The 18243-nt window shown below is 33.2% G+C and carries 18 protein-coding genes; 5 read left to right on the plus strand and 13 right to left on the minus strand.

All coding sequences use genetic code 11. The features are described 5' to 3' along the window. Positions 1-200 precede the first annotated feature (200 nt). The 6 genes from QOR44_RS09410 to QOR44_RS09435 all read right to left on the minus strand — a co-directional run bounded on the left by QOR44_RS09410 (position 201) and on the right by QOR44_RS09435 (position 5255). Positions 201-689, minus strand: a complete 489-nt coding sequence (locus QOR44_RS09410; RefSeq protein WP_000403109.1) for a GNAT family N-acetyltransferase — start codon at positions 687-689, stop codon at positions 201-203. A gap of 168 nt (positions 690-857) precedes the next feature. Beyond that, on the minus strand, positions 858-1619 hold the full coding sequence (locus QOR44_RS09415; RefSeq protein WP_000838136.1) for an ABC transporter permease: 762 nt from the start codon (positions 1617-1619) through the stop codon (positions 858-860). Then, a complete protein-coding gene (locus tag QOR44_RS09420) occupies positions 1616-2518 on the minus strand; it encodes an ABC transporter ATP-binding protein (protein ID WP_000644453.1) in 903 nt (300 codons plus the stop codon). The genes QOR44_RS09415 and QOR44_RS09420 overlap by 4 nt, the downstream gene beginning before the upstream one ends. Continuing rightward, complete coding sequence (locus tag QOR44_RS09425) at positions 2515-2721, minus strand: PLDc N-terminal domain-containing protein (protein ID WP_001090963.1); 207 nt, start codon at positions 2719-2721, stop codon at positions 2515-2517. Before QOR44_RS09425 ends, QOR44_RS09420 begins: the two co-directional genes overlap by 4 nt. 1 nt (position 2722) lies before the next feature. Further along, positions 2723-3799, minus strand: coding sequence for a helix-turn-helix domain-containing protein (locus QOR44_RS09430; protein WP_000900241.1), 1077 nt, complete (start codon positions 3797-3799; stop codon positions 2723-2725). Positions 3800-4640: 841 nt separating this feature from the next. Then, a complete protein-coding gene (locus tag QOR44_RS09435; protein ID WP_001036320.1) occupies positions 4641-5255 on the minus strand; it encodes a phosphatase PAP2 family protein in 615 nt (204 codons plus the stop codon). Between the two features lie 213 nt (positions 5256-5468). Here QOR44_RS09435 and QOR44_RS09440 point away from each other — a divergent pair, with 213 nt between their 5' ends. The 3 genes from QOR44_RS09440 to QOR44_RS09450 all read left to right on the plus strand — a co-directional run bounded on the left by QOR44_RS09440 (position 5469) and on the right by QOR44_RS09450 (position 7511). Then, on the plus strand, positions 5469-5786 hold the full coding sequence (locus tag QOR44_RS09440; RefSeq protein ID WP_000355472.1) for a MazG nucleotide pyrophosphohydrolase domain-containing protein: 318 nt from the start codon (positions 5469-5471) through the stop codon (positions 5784-5786). Next, positions 5783-6343 (plus strand): LOG family protein, encoded by a 561-nt coding sequence (locus tag QOR44_RS09445; protein WP_001223114.1) that lies wholly within the window; start codon positions 5783-5785, stop codon positions 6341-6343. The genes QOR44_RS09440 and QOR44_RS09445 overlap by 4 nt, the downstream gene beginning before the upstream one ends. A gap of 304 nt (positions 6344-6647) precedes the next feature. Next, a complete protein-coding gene (locus QOR44_RS09450) occupies positions 6648-7511 on the plus strand; it encodes a CPBP family intramembrane glutamic endopeptidase (protein ID WP_001071068.1) in 864 nt (287 codons plus the stop codon). 156 nt (positions 7512-7667) lie between these two features. On the opposite strand, the gene QOR44_RS09455 is transcribed toward QOR44_RS09450, so the two are convergent. Both QOR44_RS09455 and cfb read right to left on the minus strand, forming a co-directional pair. Next, the gene (locus QOR44_RS09455) at positions 7668-7970 is read right to left on the minus strand and encodes a rhodanese-like domain-containing protein (protein WP_000162433.1); all 303 of its coding nucleotides are present in this window, start codon (positions 7968-7970) and stop codon (positions 7668-7670) included. A gap of 172 nt (positions 7971-8142) precedes the next feature. Next, positions 8143-8910 carry a CAMP factor pore-forming toxin Cfb-I gene (gene cfb, locus QOR44_RS09460; protein ID WP_001101135.1) on the minus strand — a complete coding sequence of 256 codons (768 nt, stop codon included), beginning with the start codon at positions 8908-8910 and terminating at the stop codon, positions 8143-8145. Between the two features lie 768 nt (positions 8911-9678). On the opposite strand from cfb, the gene QOR44_RS09465 reads away from it, so the two are divergent. Both QOR44_RS09465 and QOR44_RS09470 read left to right on the plus strand, forming a co-directional pair. Then, positions 9679-10218, plus strand: a complete 540-nt coding sequence (locus tag QOR44_RS09465; protein WP_000684245.1) for a DNA topology modulation protein — start codon at positions 9679-9681, stop codon at positions 10216-10218. 200 nt (positions 10219-10418) lie between these two features. After that, entirely contained in the window at positions 10419-11504 is a 1086-nt protein-coding gene (locus QOR44_RS09470; protein WP_000210838.1) for an iron-containing alcohol dehydrogenase family protein, read from the plus strand. A 164-nt stretch (positions 11505-11668) separates the two neighbouring features. Here the strand turns inward: QOR44_RS09470 and QOR44_RS09475 are convergent, their stop codons facing one another. The 5 genes from QOR44_RS09475 to QOR44_RS09495 all read right to left on the minus strand — a co-directional run bounded on the left by QOR44_RS09475 (position 11669) and on the right by QOR44_RS09495 (position 18224). Next, entirely contained in the window at positions 11669-12376 is a 708-nt protein-coding gene (locus tag QOR44_RS09475) for a DUF1003 domain-containing protein (RefSeq protein ID WP_000227144.1), read from the minus strand. Positions 12377-12722: 346 nt separating this feature from the next. Next, on the minus strand, positions 12723-14567 hold the full coding sequence (locus tag QOR44_RS09480) for a bifunctional homocysteine S-methyltransferase/methylenetetrahydrofolate reductase (protein WP_000032994.1): 1845 nt from the start codon (positions 14565-14567) through the stop codon (positions 12723-12725). 44 nt (positions 14568-14611) lie between these two features. Next, positions 14612-16849: a 5-methyltetrahydropteroyltriglutamate--homocysteine S-methyltransferase gene (metE, locus tag QOR44_RS09485; RefSeq protein WP_000241570.1), complete on the minus strand. Its 2238-nt coding sequence runs from the start codon at positions 16847-16849 to the stop codon at positions 14612-14614. 369 nt (positions 16850-17218) lie between these two features. Further along, entirely contained in the window at positions 17219-17542 is a 324-nt protein-coding gene (locus tag QOR44_RS09490; RefSeq protein ID WP_000610952.1) for an AzlD domain-containing protein, read from the minus strand. After that, entirely contained in the window at positions 17532-18224 is a 693-nt protein-coding gene (locus QOR44_RS09495; protein WP_000410675.1) for an AzlC family ABC transporter permease, read from the minus strand. Before QOR44_RS09495 ends, QOR44_RS09490 begins: the two co-directional genes overlap by 11 nt. Positions 18225-18243: the final 19 nt, after the last annotated feature.

Here is an 18243-nt window from a genome sequence, read left to right on the forward strand (position 1 = left end):
CTCTGGCCTCTATTATTTTTTATTCAATTTATATCCATTGATTCATCTCTTATGATATTACTTGAATAAGCTACCATAACCAATGATAACAGTAATCCTAAAAATTTCTTTTTCTATATTCTACAACCACTTTTCCAATGTATTATCTAAAATAATCGTTATTTGGGTTTATTCATCTGTTTGGCTAGTTTTCTTCACAATTAATCAAGAAGTTTTACATATATCCTTGAATCTCTATCTGGAAAAATGTAGTCTACATCTAGTTCATCTCTTGTTATTTGCTTAAATCCTTGATTTTCATAAAAGAAGTGAGATCTTTTCTCTTTTTCTGGAGTATCCAGGACAATTCTTGTGAATTTACTAGCTCGAGCAAAAAGCATAAATCTTTCAAATAATTTTCGACCAAGTCGAACAGGATTTCCTCTATATTTTGGATATGTAAAAAATTTTTTTAGAACAGCTGTTTTATCATCAATACGCAGTAACGCAATCGAACCAACTACTTTTTCATTTTCTAAGGCAATCCAAAATTGACCTTTTCTGTTTTGATAATAATTTTCTATTTGAAAAATATCGTCTTGTTCAGCCATCTTTATATCAAGTTTAGCTTCTATATTCTGACAATAATTAATTAAATCTACTAGCTGTGCTAAATGGTACGGATTATTCTCGTATTCTTTAATTTCCATAATATATTTCCTTATTTTGACTTTAAAGTATATTTCTGCAATGAGGTATGCATAGGATATCATATTAGTTGGAAATATTGATCTAGATAAGTCAAATAGCAGCAGGACTCTTAATTCGGTTTTATTTTTTCAAAAAGTAGCTATCGCCTTATTGATATCTTATCAAAATTAAACTTCACTTTTTTCAAAAATGTACATGCTAAGTAATAACGTCATTATAATAAGCAAAAACACTAATATGCTCGGTTCCATTAAGTCCTGAACTTTAAACTTTCCACTTAACATTTCTCCTTGTTTTTGGATAAGAAGCATAGGATTATAGCTTTTACTGATTTTAAAAAATCCAGATACTACACATAACACCACCATAAAAAGACAACCTAACAAAACCCCTAAAGTTTTACGAAAAAGAACTGAAAAAAAGAGTATTAAGCTTATGAAAAGGATACCGATAAACCATGTTGCACCATAAACCATTAATTTATGACTTCCTTCGTTATTAAAGTAATATAACGTATAACTAAAATGGATGACAACACTTAATAAGTATGACACTGTCCATAGAAGGGTAATTACTATAAATTTAGCAAGAATTATAACTTTTTTGGCTAATCCCTTCGTAACTAGATTAATTAAGGTTCCTTTTGAAAATTCTTGCGTCAGTGTACTACTAAATAAAAATACTAAAATAACTAAACCAAGCTGATTCATATTTTTAAAATACTGAATATAAGAATCAATATAGGTAGGCTCTGGTATCGCTCCCTGTAGTTTTTTAGGTAAAATTCCTGCCATAATATCAGGCATCATAAGTGCAGTTAAGGGACCTAATATACCAAATATTGAACAAGTAATCAGAATAGATATAACTTTGTATGTCCTAACATTCTCCATCCATTCTTTTTTTAACATTACTGCTAAAGATTTCATTTGGTAACCTCCAAATAAAGCTCCTCTAAACTATTGTCAATGACTTCAATAGCTGATGGGCTAATCTTTAAAGAAACTAAATCTTGGTAAAAACCAGCTAGTAAATCTGCTTTGTTATCCATTTTAGAGCCTTTGAGAGTCAGTGCATACTCATTATCTTTCTTTTCTATCTGATAGTTATGAGATAGTACCTTAGCTTCAGACTTTGTCACTTTTATTAAAATACGAACCGAATAATTTTCCTCTGATTTTTTTCCTTTTAACTCTTCAAGAGAATAAATCCCACACTTAGTTAACACCAGAACGTGATCACATATTTTTTCGACATCAGAGAGAATATGGGTAGAAAAAATCACAGTTTTTTCTCCTCTAAGATTTGAAATAATATCTAAAATATCTTGGCGACCTTTCGGGTCTAATGCAGAGGTTGGTTCATCGCAAATAATAATTTTAGGATCATGGACCAGTGCTTGGGCTAATCCAAGACGCTGTTTCATTCCTCGAGAATAAGTAGCAATCTTTTGGTGATTATCGTCAAGTCCAACTGACCTAAGTAGTTCTTTGTTAGAAAGCTTATGCTTTGATCTCGCTAAACCAGAACATAAATCAAGATATTCTAGAGCTGTCATATAATCGTAGTACTCGGGAACATCTGGGAGATAGCCAATCAGTTGATTGGTATCTGTTTTTCCAAAATTAACTTTTTTACCAAAAATTGTTATGAAACCCGTATCAAATTTTAACAGTCCTAAAATCATTTTTATTGTCGTTGTTTTACCTGCTCCATTTGGTCCTACGAATCCATAAATCATATTTTCTTCTAAATCAAAAGAAACATTATTTAATATTTTTTTAGGACCAAAAGATTTTGTAACGTTTTGAAATGAGATAGCTTTCATTTATTATTCCCTTCCAAAATAAGAAATGCAATTGGCCCAATTATATTAAGAAATATAATGACCAAAAACCAAACTGGCTTTGAAAGGTGTTTAGTCATCTTAAGTTTACTTAGTTTGACTAGAGAAATGATAATTAAAGCTCCTTGCAACATAATCAACGGAACTAGGAATGGTAATAATTGATTTGGTATTTCTGTATTCATATTAGTGATCCTTTTTTAAATCGTTAAGTTTTTGAATCATTTGTTGAAATTCTTTACGCCCTGATAGTTCTTTAAATTGTGAATTTTGAAATAAGTCCTCAACTCGTTCTATTACCTGTAATTGACTCGTCGGTGGTGCAATACCAGTAGGTATTGTCTCTAACCAATCATCGATGGTATAAAAGAAAGTATCACCGTGTAATTCAAATCTTTGGAGCAATTGTTTTAAAGATTTAAAACATTGTTTTAAGTATCCTAATGCCTTATCATCATCACTTTTACTATAATGACAAGCTAAACTATAATAACACTTGATGACTGTGTTGGGATGCAAAGAGTTTAATTGAAACGCTTCTATCATATGTTCAAGCCTTTCAAAAATATCGCCTTTGTTTTCTTCAACTTCAAAAGTTGATAAACTCAATAGATACTCGCATACAAGTAGAATCTGCTGATAAATTTCAACCTGTAATACTTGCTTAGCTCGGTAAACATCGCCTTTTGCAAAAAAGCTATTAGCTAAAAGTAATTCTTCACCTAATTTATAGGGACTATTCTGGTAAAGGTTTATCACTTCATCATATTCAAGGTTGTGAAAAAGAACGACCGTTTTGAACATTATCGCCGTCTGGAGGTCAGACTCAACTACTGTTTTACTAATAATTTTATTTAGTGTACTTAGTGACCACTCTTTCATTTCTGAATCATTAAGGTTGGTTAGGTTGCTCAAGACCATATTAATCATTATCAACAGAGTCTTAAAATCGTTAGGGAACTGTTTTGATAATTCCTTAACTTCCTGAAAGAAATCTCTCTCAGACAATACATTTGCTTTTATTTTTAGATCCTTAATGAGCTGATTTCTTTGATCATCTGACAATGTTTTTTGATAACCAACTAAGTCATCCAAGCTAATATCAAAAAGATTAGCCATCAAAATAAGATAGTCAATATCCGGTTTAGCTTGATTATTTTCCCACTTTGAAATTGTAGTTTTTGTTAAATGCAAATAATCACTCAAATTCTCTTGCGTCATACCAATCTGAGTACGTTGTAAATAGATATTCTCTCCAAGCATCGGTCAATCTCCTTTCACGTCCATTATAGAGTTTCTAAATCAAAAATAAAAGTTCCTATCAGGAAATATAATATAAAAAAGTTTCCCTAGAAGAAACTTTTTCGTTGATTAATAATGCTTGATTTTTAGTCAGACAGATAAGATAAAACTAATCATGGCAAGATATTTTTCAAACTAATAACTAAATTTAAGGCTCTCCTATTCATCTCTTAATATGCCATACTTGATAGTATCAGAATATTCTCCTTGTCAGAATCCAATTGAGAGTAACTGTTCTTCCAAATAATTTTCATACTGTCTTCAGGAAAATCTTTTAGACTAACCTTATTGTGTAAATTAAGGTTTCCCTCCAATTACAATTCGACTGTTTGCCTCACTCAATACTTATCTTGCTTAACTCACGAGATAAGTTATCATGGTTGTCATAGTTGGACTAAACATTACATCTAAAATATAGTGTTTTTGTCATATTATTCCTTTTACCAAAAGTTTTTATTGAAACCTTTATTGGAATTAGCCAAAGTCATTTCTAAGAATGTCATTGCTGAAGCGCTGATAATAACTCAGATGAATGATACTCTGTACAAAGTAGCCACGCCAATATAAAATAAGATTAAAAGATACTAGGTTTGAAAAGCTTTCTATAATAACCAGATAATCAGACTATAAATAAACTAAAAAACAAGGAAAAGAAAATACCTTTTAGAGATGGAAATAACCTATTAATAATAACAATGGTTAAATAAAAATTAACTTCACTAATATTTGTCATTGAAAAATAATGAATTATAAAAGAGTCCTTAAGAAAGGCTCTTTTATAATTCATTGGTAACTACTATTTTTATTGTAACTCTTTCAAAGATACAATAGCAGACAAACCACAATATGACGATGCTCCTAGTAACAACGACCCTAAAATATCCGTTAAAAAATGATTTTCTAAATAGATTCTTGAAAAAATAACTGATGCAAGGATCACTAATGCAAATATTACGAAAACTACTTGTGACAACACTCTTCTCAATCTCTGTCTCGCAACCACTAAAACAAGAATCATTAATAAAAACGTTGATATCGTATGTCCACTGGGGAAACTATAACCCGAATCAAAAACAAGTTGATTCATAGGTCTATGACGTGCGATGATATCTTTTAAAAGCAATGCCAAAGCATTGGTACCAAAAAATAACATAAATAGCCACACAGCTATTCTTTGGTTTAAAAAATATTGATACCCAAGGATAACAAGTGCTATTAATGACGTTGTCAAAGGGCTGACAACTGTTGATATTATCGTCATTAAGTTAGTTAAATCGGAATTTCGTATGCTTTGAAAAAAAGCTGAAGTGATATTATCCAAATAACTTATCATATCACTTTGAGATTTAACTGCTAATGTTAACACTAAAAAAGAAACAAGTAGTATAACACACTGGAAAAAGGATTTCTTGTTCACTACATAACCTCACTTTAATAAAGAGATAAATCTTCATACATTATGGTTTAAAATATTTAAAAAATGCTTAAAGCACGCGCTAACCTTTTAGGTTTAAATATGACTATTCACAAACTAGAAGAAATACCAAATACGAACTTTTCCTATTAATTAGCGTTCAAATTTTCATTAATAAAGCAATATTGCTACAATATACTTGAAACGGAGGGAACAATGGATATTACAGATTATCAAAAATGGGTGAGCGAATTCTATAAAAAAAGAAACTGGTATCAATACAATTCTTTTATTAGAAGTAATTTTCTTTCAGAAGAAGTCGGCGAATTGGCTCAAGCCATTCGCAAATATGAAATTGGACGTGACAGACCTGACGAAACCGAACAAACTGATTTGGAAAATTTAAATGATATAAAAGAAGAACTAGGAGATGTCTTAGATAATATCTTCATACTTGCTGATCAGTATAATATCTCACTAGAAGAGATTATCAGCGCACATCGCACTAAATTAGAAAAGAGGTTTGAAACATGAGAATAACTATTTTTTGTGGAGCAAGTACTGGGGAAAATCCTGTTTATAGTGAAAAAACAGTTGCCTTAGCACAATGGATGGCACAAAACAAACATTCTCTGGTGTATGGTGGAGGAAAAGTTGGCTTAATGGGAGTCATGGCTGATACTGTGATTGCAAATGGTGGCTATACTACTGGTGTTATTCCGGCATTTTTAAGAGATCGTGAAATTGCACATGAAAATTTATCAGAGCTTATCATAGTAAATAATATGCCTGAACGTAAGGCAAAAATGATGCTACTTGGAGATGCCTTTATCGCTCTACCTGGTGGACCTGGTACCCTTGAAGAAATTTCCGAAGTTATCTCTTGGTCTCGCATCGGTCAAAATGATAATCCTTGCATTTTATATAATGTTAATGGCTACTTTAATGATTTAAAAAATATGTTTGATCATATGGTTGGTGAGGGTTTTCTTAGTCTGGAAGATAGAGAAAATGTCCTATTCTCAGATGATATTGCTGAAATCGAAGATTTTATAACGAATTATAAAGTCCCTAGCACGCGCCAATACTAGATTGATAAAAAAAGGAAGTTTCTAATTGAAATTTCCTTCTTTTTTCGAAGCGATTACCCTTGGTTCATTTTTCTTTCAGCTGGTCAAGCCCCTCCTCTCAATATCCAAACTCATCCTTTCTGATCGAGAACTTATAAATTTTTAGGTAATCTTTAGAGAAGCCAAAACCATAGTCTTGTCTATGTATTTTATCTTATTAGAAGTATCCAAGTGCCCGTCCCTATTGACTAATGACTTAGAAACCTATACATTATACATTATAATATTTCTTTGTCGTTACCGTTATTAATAAGGAGGTAATCAATTGAATCAAGAAAAAAAGAGACTTAACCTAATCGGGCTGATACTTTTAGCTCAGGCTATTGTTTTAAGTTTGGCGACTACACTATTTGCTGAAATCTTACAAAATGATGTCTGGATAGGTATAGCAAGTACTTTAATCGCCTTACTCATTCCTTGTTTTTTTATGGGTTTTAAAAATTTAAAAAAACATCTAACGGCAACTCATCATACAATCACTTTCACCACTATTTTATTCTTGTTAAGCATTATATATACTACTAATAATATAGTCTCCACAATATGGGATGCTGTGCTAAATCATCTCAATATTATGGAATCGGAAAGTCAAAATTATGATGCCACATTCAGTATACTTATGATTAGTTATTCTGTTGTTGTAGGTCCTTTTTTTGAAGAAGTTTTATACCGAGGAATAGTATTGAATTTATTATCCAAGTATGGTAAATGGTTTGCCATTATCACTTCTGGCATCCTATTTGGTTTAATGCACCAAGACATTTCTCAGCTATTGACTACATCTATTGCGGGTATCATAATGGGTTTTATCGCTTACCATTATTCCTTTAAGGTAGCCCTACTCCTTCATATCTGCAATAACTTTATCGTAGAAATTTTCACCCAGCTATCAACAGTAAACGAGTTATACGGGACTTATTTTGAAAATATATTGCTAATTTTAGCAATCTTATTTATATTATATTACCTTTTTACTCATAGGAATACTGCTCGCCGTCGTATAAGTCTGCACTCTAACGTTCGAGAGGCTGACTCAATAAACTCTAAACAACACACAAAATTATTACTTACTAGTTGGCCTTTTATTCTCCTTGTCATTTACGACATTGTCCTAACAACTATTAATTAAGACCAAGCCACAAGACACAAAAAGTATGGTTTTGAAAAGGATAATCATCCTCCTTTTCAAAACACATACTTTTCTTTATGTTTACTAAAAGGTCATTAATAGTGAGATAATGTCAATTTTTTTATTATCAAATATGGTAGACTACACAGGACATATTTACACTTCTAGATTTCCTCTCCACGCTTCTGTGCCGCCATCTACATTGATTACTTTGTAGCCTTTCAACTCAAGAAATTGGCATGCTCTAATAGATCTTCCCCCTCGTTGACAAACAAGATAATATTCCTTATTTTTATCTAACTGTTCAAACTTATGACTGAGTTGACTCAAAGGAAGATTTATCGCACCTGGAATATGCCCCCCACGATACTCATGCTCTTCACGAACGTCTATCAAATGGATATTATTATGCTGGGCAATCAATGTTTCTAATGCTACAACAGTTATCTTTTTAGTCATAATCTTTATTTCCTTTGATACTTGGCAAATTTAGTCAAATGACTAATCACTTTATTATTTAAAATGGTGACATCGTTCTACTATTATGACTATTGTCGTAAACCTTTTAATCATAAAAATCATGGTAGTACAAAATCACGAAGTCGACAGCATCACACGAAAAATACAAATATTATTTTAATGCTGTTTGAAGTGCTGCTTGTAATGTTACAATCTCTTGATCAACTTGTTGTACCGTAACATTTGGATTCAACTGAACTCCAACAGCATGTGTGATTGCTTTATTTAAAGTATTGTAAACTTTAAATTCTTTGACGTTAAGTACTTTTTTATCTCTAGTAAAACGTGTATTCCAAATTTCCTTATCAAGTTTTGATTTTGTATAGATGGTAGCTCTATCAGTTGGTTTTAAATCAGGATAAGTTAAAACCTTTTGTTCTAATGCCTTTACATCGTTAACTTGAGCTTTAATTGAATCAACTGAAGCAAATGGATCTAAAATGCGAATAACTAGCTTAGTTATCCCAAATCCCATATCAATATTTGCTTGACTAACCTTATTTGCTAAATGTTGAGTTGAAAAAGTGATTGCTTCAATCACATCTGTTAAGGCTTCTACACGACTACCAATAGAATTCAAATCATAAACTGTCTCAGAGTTGGCACGCAATGAAGTCTTTAATTTTTCAACACTAGTAATAGCCTCATTAACCGGTTTTTCATAATCTGTTCCCTGAACATTATCTTTGATATTTCTCAACTGAATGCTATCTTGATCAAGCTTTTGAGCCATTTGCTGGGCTTGATTATTACTATTTACATGATTTACCACTTGTGGAGTTGTCACTTGATCAGCATGTACTTCTAATACAGCTGGTGAAAATAACAATGCACCAGCCACTAGAGTTCCAGATAGATACATCATATGTTTAACGTTCATAATGAATTTCCTCCTTTAAACTAAAATCACTTTTACTGCAGTATTTTTAATTTACAGGGCCCATGTTTGTATCTTACTACTTGTCCAAAAGGTCGTCAAGCGCTTTCTTTTCCCCTATATTTTACATTATTACAAATAAACTGCATTTTTTTCATAAAACTAATATTATCATTTTGCTATAATATACTTGCGCCTATCCTTTTGTTAATTTCTGATAATTTAATTTAATTTTTCATGTAAAAAACCATAACGAGAATTTACCACCTTATATAAATCTAAATATTTTAGAAAATTTCTACTTATCACTATTTTTATCAAATAGATTAGCCTAATGTTTTTCTTAAAAAATAAATTTAATAAGAAACGTACTATTTTAGATAAAATCGTTCCATTATGCCCAAAAAACCATACTAAAACTCATTATTTTTACTTTCTGTTTAGAAATTCATACTAGACCAAGTAGTTTAGACGCTTAAAAAGCCTTAAACATAATAAGTTCAAGACTTTTTATTACTTAGTATTTTAAACTGTGAGTTTGTTTGGCAGTTCCCTCCGATGATTTTTACCCAATTTTTTGAACCAAAAGTTAACAATATCGTCAACCATAGTATTGATATCTAGATTACATTTACTGGTAATTATGTTACCATGTGTATGGATAACTTATATCAAAAATATATTAATCTAAAAAAGTGAATAACCCTTATAAAATAAGTAAATCCTAAGTACAGCATTAACTTCAAGTAAACAATTTAACGGAGGTAGTATATGAAAATAGCAATAATCGGATATAGTGGGTCGGGTAAGTCCACTTTAGCGAGAAAATTGGGAAATTACTATAATTGCAATGTATTACACCTTGATAGTATTCACTTCGCCCCAAATTGGGAAGAGAGAAAATATGATGACATGATTGACGATGTCAGCAGCATGTTAGAAAGAAGAACATGGATTATAGAAGGTAACTACAAAAAACTGCTATATCAAGAACGTCTAGCAGATGCAGATGAGATTATTTTTTTTGACTTTAATCGCTTCAACTGCTTGTGGAGAGCATTCAAACGTTACTGTAAGTTTCGTGGTAAGACTCGACCTGATATGGCCAATGGATGCCCGGAAAAATTAGATTTTGAATTTATCAGTTGGATTCTTAAAGACGGTCGCTCTGATAAACAAAAATCAAATTATAAGCAAGTTATTGAGAACTACCCTCAAAAAATAAAGATTCTAAAACACCAACGCGATCTTGAGCAATACCTAAAAGAACTCCCTGTTGCATCCAATACAGACCCTCTCAAGAGCTTATAATTATTATACTGACAGTATTTACTCGTATATCTCGCTTTACCTTTTCTATTCTTATTCTTGAAAATTAAATTGTTTTTCATGTTCCAATTTTCTGAATATTCTGCTATAATATGATAATCACTTGGTCAAGAGACAAAAAACTATTCACTTTTAGAAAATAGCTGTCTCTAATCGACCTTTGGAATAGAGGAGGACACTGAATGACAACAAATGTAATGGCAAATTATAGCTACGGAGAAGATTGCTTCAAAGAAATTCCTAGCGTTTTGGCAACTTACCGTATTCAAAGCATTGCTTTCGTCGGTGGCAAACGTGCCCTAGACAGCTCAGAAGCCGAGGTTCGCTCTATTTTAGAGGAAGCAAATATTAAAGTCACAGGAAGCTTTGTCTATGGAACGGATTCAACACAATCTAACATTGACAAGTTAGTAGCCAACCCACAAGTTCAAGCCGCTGATGCTATCTTAGGTTTTGGCGGCGGAAAAGCTTTAGACACAGCTAAAATGGTAGCAAAAGAGTTAGGTAAAAATAGCTTTACTATCCCAACTATTTGTTCTAATTGCTCCGCAGGTACTGCCATTGCAGTTGTATATAATGATGACCATTCTTTCTTAAGATACGGCTATCCCGAGTCTCCACTTCATATTTTTATCAATACACGGATCATTGCACAGGCACCAAGCAAATATTTTTGGGCTGGTATTGGGGACGGTATTTCAAAAGCCCCTGAAGTAGAACGTGCTACCTTAGAGGCTAAGACCAATAAACTACCACATACTGCAGTATTAGGACAAGCAGTCGCTCTATCTTCAAAGGAAGCTTTTTATCAATTTGGTGAACAAGGTCTAAAAGACGTTGAAGCTAATTTAGCTTCGCGTGCAGTTGAAGAAATTGCGCTTGATATCTTAATCTCAACTGGCTATGCTTCTAATTTAGTTAATCAACCTGATTTCTACTACAATTCTTGTCACGCGCATGCATTTTACTATGGTACAACCGCTATTCAAAGACAAGGTGAATTCTTACATGGCGTTGTAGTTGCGTTTGGTGTGTTAGTTTTACATGCTTATTTCAACGAACTAGAAGAACTTGAAAAAGTAGCTCGTTTTAATAAGTCACTAGGTTTGCCAACAACTCTAGCTGACGTCTCTTTATCAGAAAAAGATATTCCAAAAATTGTTGAAATTGCAATGACTACTAATGAATACAAAAATACCCCTTTCGATCCCAAAATGTTTGCTCAAGCTATTTTAGCAGCAGACGCTTTCGGACAGACACTAGCCTAATAATTCACCAACTCAATTATTCCGATACAAAAATCCCTTAGACACATCATCTAAGGGGTTTTTGTTATTAATAAAGTAAAAATACTGCTCTCCATTATAGGAGGTTGCAGTATTAATTTAAATTCTTAGTATTGTATCAGTATTTTTAAATAACTGCTAAAAGATTATTTTTGTAGTTGTTTCAATTGTGCTAACTGATTTCCCAATGATACTAGCATTTCTGTCTGTAACTTTTGAATTTCTAACAATTCAAACTGATCTTGTTGTACCATATGGTCAATCTTTTCGTGCAATAATCTAATTTCTAACTCAGAGGTTTTATTGACATTAAAGTCATTTCGAGCTTGCAAACGATCATAATCAGCAGCACGATTTTGACTCATCATAATAAGTGGTGCTTGGATTGCAGCAATCGTTGATAAAGCTAAGTTTAACAGGATAAATGGGTAAGGATCAAATTGAATACCAAAAGGCTTCATGATATTAACCAACATCCAAATAGCCATAATGGATACAAAAACGATAATAAAAGTCCAAGATCCGCCAAAACGTGCAACATCATCAGCAATTCGTTGACCGATAGTTGCTTGCTTGTTCAAACGCTCTTCAACGTTGAAGGGCTTCTCTTCTTCTTTCATCAAGGTAGTCACATTATATTTTATCTTCTCATTTTTCTGATTCGCTCGCTGAACAATTTCATCAAGATAATTCATACAATAATGACTTAAATTTCCATACGAAATAAAGTCACTATCCAGAGCAAAAGGATAACGTGCTCTTATTAAACCTTTAATGCCTAAGTCTAAATCGGAAACAAATAGACCTTCTGCTTCACTATAAACTTTTTGATCAATAAAATCGACACATACCATTTTTATACCTCCCTTTCTCAACCAAGATTTATTCAATATTTGAATACGGTCAAGCTAGCCAACAGGCTATAGGCTTTTGGTACTATATAAGTGAGTATTTGATACACCCCTATTAAGCTTTACATCGTTATTTCGTTAGTCTAAAAAAATCGCTGACATCCATATTATGCCTTGATTTTATGCTACCCATCAAAATAACGCTTTATTCTAAGTCTATAAACTTAAAGAAAACTTAAATTAACTAATTTATCTTAGTATAGAAGGTGGCTTAAAAATCTAGTTTAACCTCTGTTTTGGTACGTAACTTTTATTATAATAATAAACGACCAACTAAAAAGTAAGAAAGTTAAGAGGACTTTCTTACTTGCTTTTTTTGTATATAGTCAATTAACTCAAGAGTCAGATCATAGCGTAAAAAGGGAGTAATCAAATAGATACCATTAAAATAGTTCAAGGCCTCATCAATCAAGGACTTACTCTCGTTTAAGGCCAAAGTTAAACAAGCTTCTTTGTCGTCCTTTACCTTTTCAAGAGCAGATAAAAATGACTCAGAAAGTTTAATACCGGGAACTTCATTGTGTAGAAAAACAGCGTTATTATAACTTGTTATTGGCATAATTCCGATAAAAAAGGGTTGTTCAACTGTTTTAGTAAGATCAGCTAATTCCTTTAACACAGAGTGATCAAATATTGGTTGTGTCATAAAATAATCCGCACCAGAAGCTACTTTTTTCTCAATCAATTTTACGGTTCGAGTAAGGTTTTTCACATTAGGATTAAAGGCAGCAGCAACTGTAAAATCGGTTGGACGTCTCAAGCTAGCACCACTATAAGATAAACCTTGATTAAGTTGTTTAATCAGAGAAAGGAGTTTAAAGGAAGTCACATCATAAACACTAGTCGCTCCTGGGAAATCACCAAGTTTAGTCGGATCTCCTGTTATGGCTAAAATATGGTTAAAACCTAATAATTCCATGCCCAACAGTCTAGACTGTAAACCAATTAAATTATGGTCACGACAAGCTATATGTAGTAAAAAGGGTGTACTAATTTCGTCTTTAAGCAAGCTAGCTATACTTAAATTACAAATACGTGTATTAGATAGTGAATTATCTGCTAAAGTAATTGCTGCAATACCTTTTTGGTCAATCGCTCGTATAGCCTTTTGAAACTGAACGATATCTAAATGCTTTGGAGGATCTAATTCTGCGATAATTGTTACTTCTTTTTTTACCTTATCCACTAGAGTATCTGTTCGTCTGATACGCCTAACAAAATCTTTTACAGGTATTATAGGAGTAACAACCTTTCGTTCAATAGGTTTCAATCCTCTAATAGATCGTTTCACAGCTCTAATATGATCTGGAGTTGTCCCACAACAACCACCAATAAGCCTAACTCCTTCTGCTACGAGAAGTTCTGCAGATTTTCCAAAATACTCTGAATTCTGACTAAACTGGTATTGACTATTCTCACCATCTAAAGATAACTGACTTGCATTAGGATAAACTGACAAATAAGACTGGGCAAATAAAGGAACTTGCTTCAATGATTGGATCATATGATAGGGTCCAAGGTGACAATTTAAGCCAATCACATCTGCACCTAGCATAACTAATTGGCTGAGCGCCTCTACAATAGGCTTTCCATTTGATGTTACCCCTGCTTCATGAAGAGAAATATTAGTAATAATTGGTAGATCAGTCATCTCCCTCACAATTTTTAAAACTGTCGTTATCTCCTCAATATCATAATAAGTTTCAAACAATAATCCGTCTAGCTGTCCAGTCGCCAATAAAGCCTCAACTTGTTCCAAAGTTTCTTCTACAATATTATCCAATGTTAAATCGCATTGTCTTTGAGAACGAAAACCTCCAACAGTACCTAAAATAAATGTTTCTTTACCCAAAGTCGCTTGATGAGCTAGATTAACTGCTGCTTGATTGATAGAGACAACCTGATCTTCCAAACCGTAGTTCTTTAATCGATGACGTTGAGCTCCATAGGTATTCGTCTGAATAACATCTGCACCCGCTTCAATATAAGCTTGATGAATGGCTAGAACCTTTTCTGGATGTGTTACATTGTAGGATTCATGACAAGTATCTAGCCCATAAGTATAAAGGAGAGTTCCCATTGCACCGTCAGCTACTAGAATATCTGTTTTTAATTTCTCTAAAAACTTGGACATCTTCTTTACTCCTCCCTCATGGCAATCCTTTACTGATTAACCTATTAATTATCTAATTGCTGACGAACCTCTTTGGTAGCTGAAACAAGAACCTCCAAGGCAGCAATTGTTTCTGCTTCACGGCGTGTTTTTAAGCCACAATCAGGGTTTACCCAAAATTGCTCTTTTGATAGACATTTTAGTGATCGTTGAATATTGACAATAATTTCTTCCTTAGTAGGTATGCGAGGGGAATGAATATCGTAAACACCCAGGCCAATTCCTAGAGGATAGACTGCTGTTTCAAAACTTTCAATGATGTCCCCATGACTTCTACTCGTTTCAATAGAAATAACATCTGCATCTAGTGCACGGATAGAATCAATAATTTCGTCAAATTTTGAATAACACATATGTGTATGAATTTGTGTCTCATCTTTCACAGATGAAGTTGCAATTTTAAAGGCCGCAACAGCATCATCTAAGTAAGCCTGTTGCTTTTGCTGGCGTAAGGGTAAACCTTCTCGAAGAGCTGCTTCATCCACTTGTATAATAGCAATACCTGATTGTTCCAAAAGTTGAATCTCATCTTTTATAGCCAAAGCAATTTGATTAAAAAGATCAGATCGGCTAATATCATCTCGCTCAAATGACCAGTTCGTTATAGTAATAGGACCTGTCAACATGCCTTTAACAGGTTTCTTAGTCAAGCTTTGGGCATAAACCGTTTCTTCAAGGCTTAAGGGTTGAATATGTTTGACATCACCATAAATGATAGGTGGTTTGACCGCCCTTGAACCATAAGACTGTACCCAGCCTAATTTGGTTGTCGTAAAACCAGCTAACTTTTGACCAAAAAATTCAACCATATCCACGCGCTCAAATTCGCCATGTACTAACACATCAAGATCAAGATCTTCTTGAATAGCAATCCATCTTCTAATTTCAGTTTTTATGAAATCTTTATAATCTGAGTCAGATAGATCTCCTCTTTTCCAAGCAAGGCGTTTCTTCCTAATTTCAGGTGATTGAGGAAAGGACCCAATAGTTGTTGTTGGTAAAATCGGTAACTGTAATTTTTCAGCTTGCAAAGCTTGGCGTAATTTATACGGACTTCGTTCAAGCTTTACTTCTGCTAATGATTCCAATGCTACATGACGAAAATCAGCAGCTTGAAGAGCTGAAAAACGAGATAAAGCTTCGTGATATCCCTTTGTTTTATTACCATCAAAAGCACTAGCTAATAGTTCTAATTCCTTTAGTTTTTCATCAGCAAATGATAAGCCATTCTTTAACACAGGGTCTAAATGTGTTTCGTATTTAGTCGTCACCGGTACATGTAAAAGACTTGAAGAAGGTTGAAGGGTCAATCGTTTAACAAAGGGACCTATCTCTTCCAATAAAGCCAACGTTTCTTCTAAATTTACTGCCCAGATATTTCGACCATTAACAATTCCTGCAAATAATTCTTTTTCGCGGAATAGACCTTGCTTAACAGCAGCTAAATTTTCCGCCCTACCATGTATAAAATCAAGGCCAAATCCCGTTACTGGCAGCCTAGAGAGTTTATCTAAACAGACTGCTGATTCAAAGTAGGTTTGAAAGATGAAGTGGGCTTGTGGTACTTCTCTTGCAAAAAAATCATAGACAGACTTAGCTATATCTACTAAAAGTTCACCTTCATCAGTTACAAATATCGGCTCATCAATCTGAATATAGGTGGCGCCTGCATCTATCAGATCTTGAAAGACCTGCTTATAAAGTGGTAATAACCGCTGAACAGTCGCTTCAAAGTCAATAATTCCTGATGATAAGGAAACATAGGTTATTGGACCAGTGATAACCGGCTTTGCTTTATCACCAACTACTTCCCTAGCTTCTAGATAAAGATCAAGTAAGTAATTATTCTGCAAGTGAGGTTTAGTCTCAACCTCCCATTCTGGGACTATGTAGTGGTAGTTGGTATTAAACCACTTTTTCATAGATGATGCGACATTATTTTTGTCACCTCTTGCAATAGCAAAATAAAGTTCTAAATTCCTCTCATACTCATCGAAACGCTTTGGGATCACATTAAATTGAAATGACAAATCCAAAACATGATCATAACAAGAAAAATCCCCCACTGGAATAAGGTCAATACCTGCCTCTTTTTGTTTCTTTAAATGATTGATACGTAATTGTTTTAGTTGTTTTTCTAAATCTTTTTGTTCAAGATTCCCTGCCCAGAAAGCTTCAATCGCTTGCTTCCATTCGCGCTGTTCACCAAGACGTGGATACCCTAAATTTGAAACTTTTACCATAATTTCCTCCATCAAGTTATAGCTAATAACTAACCCTTTTAGTTTTATGAATTATTTTAGTCCATGAAAACTATAATATCAATAGCTTTTAATATTTTATATTTTTAGCGATTTATATAGTTTTAAACTATATAAACCACTATGGACCTTTTTATAAATTTTAAAACAGCAGCATGTAGATATCTTTAAAAAGCAATCTTACAATCAACTCATATTATCAAGATACAGAAAAATCTGTTGATATTATTAACAATTAGTCAAACTATTACACATCGGCTATCAAAAGTTCCTGTCTAGACAAAAACACAAAAAACGTATCTAGAAATAGATGCGTTTTTTGTGTTTTTATTAATCTTTCATTCCTACACGTTAAAATAGTAATCTCAATAAAGCCATAGTAACGATACCAGTAAGAACAGTGTAAAATAAATTTCGATATCGAATAGTGACAACTAGAGTTGGTATGCCAGCCAATAAATCTAAGCATTTTAGTGTTGGCAATTGTCCTAATTTAACTGAAAAAAAGCTAGAGAATGTTAGAGCAAATAAAATAGAAAGAGGAAGAAATTTTAAAAATTTCACAAGACTATTTGGTAGCCCTTTGTATTTTACAAATATGAATGGAGCGACTCTTGGCACCCAAGAAACAACAAAACCTAAAAGAATAGCAAGAAAAACGGTACTATTTATCATCTAAAACAACTCCTACACTACATCCAACAACAGTCGCAAGCAATACTGATAAGGCTCCTGACAAAAAAGTGGCTAATAAAAAGTAACTTAAACCTACAGAAGCAAGAACATATACAACAAGTCGCTTTCCATCAGATAACATCCCAAACAACTGAAATACAAAGAGACCTATAAACATGGCGACTAATGCAAAGTCTAAACCAAACATTTCTGGATTAGGAATAGTACTCCCCAGTAAAGTTCCTATTATCGTTGAGATTACCCATGTCAAATAACTCATCACATTATTACCATGCATCCAACTAGGCGATACGACTTTGTGATGTAATGCTTCTCCAAGTAAAACGCCGTAGCTCTCATCTGTTATTAGAGTTCCTATGGCTAATTGATTCATTAGGTGAGCGGACTTGAAGATAGTAGTCGCATGTAAACTCATTAACATATTTCTCAAATTAACTAAAAATACTGTCATCGTAATAGTCATCAAGTCTGCTTTTGCTAATAATAGCGCACACATAGCAAATTGAGCAGATCCCCCATATACCAAGGCACTCATAAGACCAACTTCTATTGCAGATAAATCTGATGCTGAAGCAACTATCCCAAACGCCAAGCCTATTGAGATATACCCTAAAGCTGTGGGCAAGGCATCTTTCACTCCATCTTTAAATCCTTTTTCCATCATATCCCCCTAAATTTTC

The organism is Streptococcus agalactiae (genome assembly GCF_949788565.1).
GTDB classification, from domain to species: Bacteria; Bacillota; Bacilli; order Lactobacillales; family Streptococcaceae; genus Streptococcus; species Streptococcus agalactiae.

What these genes read in the sequence shown, in the direction of transcription:
- QOR44_RS09480 (WP_000032994.1), bottom strand. Translation starts at nt 14,567, where the DNA reads ATGTCCAAGTTTTTAGAGAAATTAAAAACAGATATTCTAGTAGCTGAC.
- metE (WP_000241570.1), bottom strand. Translation starts at nt 16,849, where the DNA reads ATGGTAAAAGTTTCAAATTTAGGGTATCCACGTCTTGGTGAACAGCGC.
- QOR44_RS09430 (WP_000900241.1), bottom strand. Translation starts at nt 3,799, where the DNA reads ATGCTTGGAGAGAATATCTATTTACAACGTACTCAGATTGGTATGACG.
- QOR44_RS09440 (WP_000355472.1), top strand. Translation starts at nt 5,469, where the DNA reads ATGGATATTACAGATTATCAAAAATGGGTGAGCGAATTCTATAAAAAA.
- QOR44_RS09475 (WP_000227144.1), bottom strand. Translation starts at nt 12,376, where the DNA reads ATGGTATGTGTCGATTTTATTGATCAAAAAGTTTATAGTGAAGCAGAA.
- QOR44_RS09495 (WP_000410675.1), bottom strand. Translation starts at nt 18,224, where the DNA reads ATGGAAAAAGGATTTAAAGATGGAGTGAAAGATGCCTTGCCCACAGCT.
- QOR44_RS09415 (WP_000838136.1), bottom strand. Translation starts at nt 1,619, where the DNA reads ATGAAATCTTTAGCAGTAATGTTAAAAAAAGAATGGATGGAGAATGTT.
- QOR44_RS09470 (WP_000210838.1), top strand. Translation starts at nt 10,419, where the DNA reads ATGACAACAAATGTAATGGCAAATTATAGCTACGGAGAAGATTGCTTC.
- QOR44_RS09445 (WP_001223114.1), top strand. Translation starts at nt 5,783, where the DNA reads ATGAGAATAACTATTTTTTGTGGAGCAAGTACTGGGGAAAATCCTGTT.
- QOR44_RS09465 (WP_000684245.1), top strand. Translation starts at nt 9,679, where the DNA reads ATGAAAATAGCAATAATCGGATATAGTGGGTCGGGTAAGTCCACTTTA.
- QOR44_RS09425 (WP_001090963.1), bottom strand. Translation starts at nt 2,721, where the DNA reads ATGAATACAGAAATACCAAATCAATTATTACCATTCCTAGTTCCGTTG.
- QOR44_RS09410 (WP_000403109.1), bottom strand. Translation starts at nt 689, where the DNA reads ATGGAAATTAAAGAATACGAGAATAATCCGTACCATTTAGCACAGCTA.
- QOR44_RS09420 (WP_000644453.1), bottom strand. Translation starts at nt 2,518, where the DNA reads ATGAAAGCTATCTCATTTCAAAACGTTACAAAATCTTTTGGTCCTAAA.
- cfb (WP_001101135.1), bottom strand. Translation starts at nt 8,910, where the DNA reads ATGAACGTTAAACATATGATGTATCTATCTGGAACTCTAGTGGCTGGT.
- QOR44_RS09490 (WP_000610952.1), bottom strand. Translation starts at nt 17,542, where the DNA reads ATGATAAATAGTACCGTTTTTCTTGCTATTCTTTTAGGTTTTGTTGTT.
- QOR44_RS09455 (WP_000162433.1), bottom strand. Translation starts at nt 7,970, where the DNA reads ATGACTAAAAAGATAACTGTTGTAGCATTAGAAACATTGATTGCCCAG.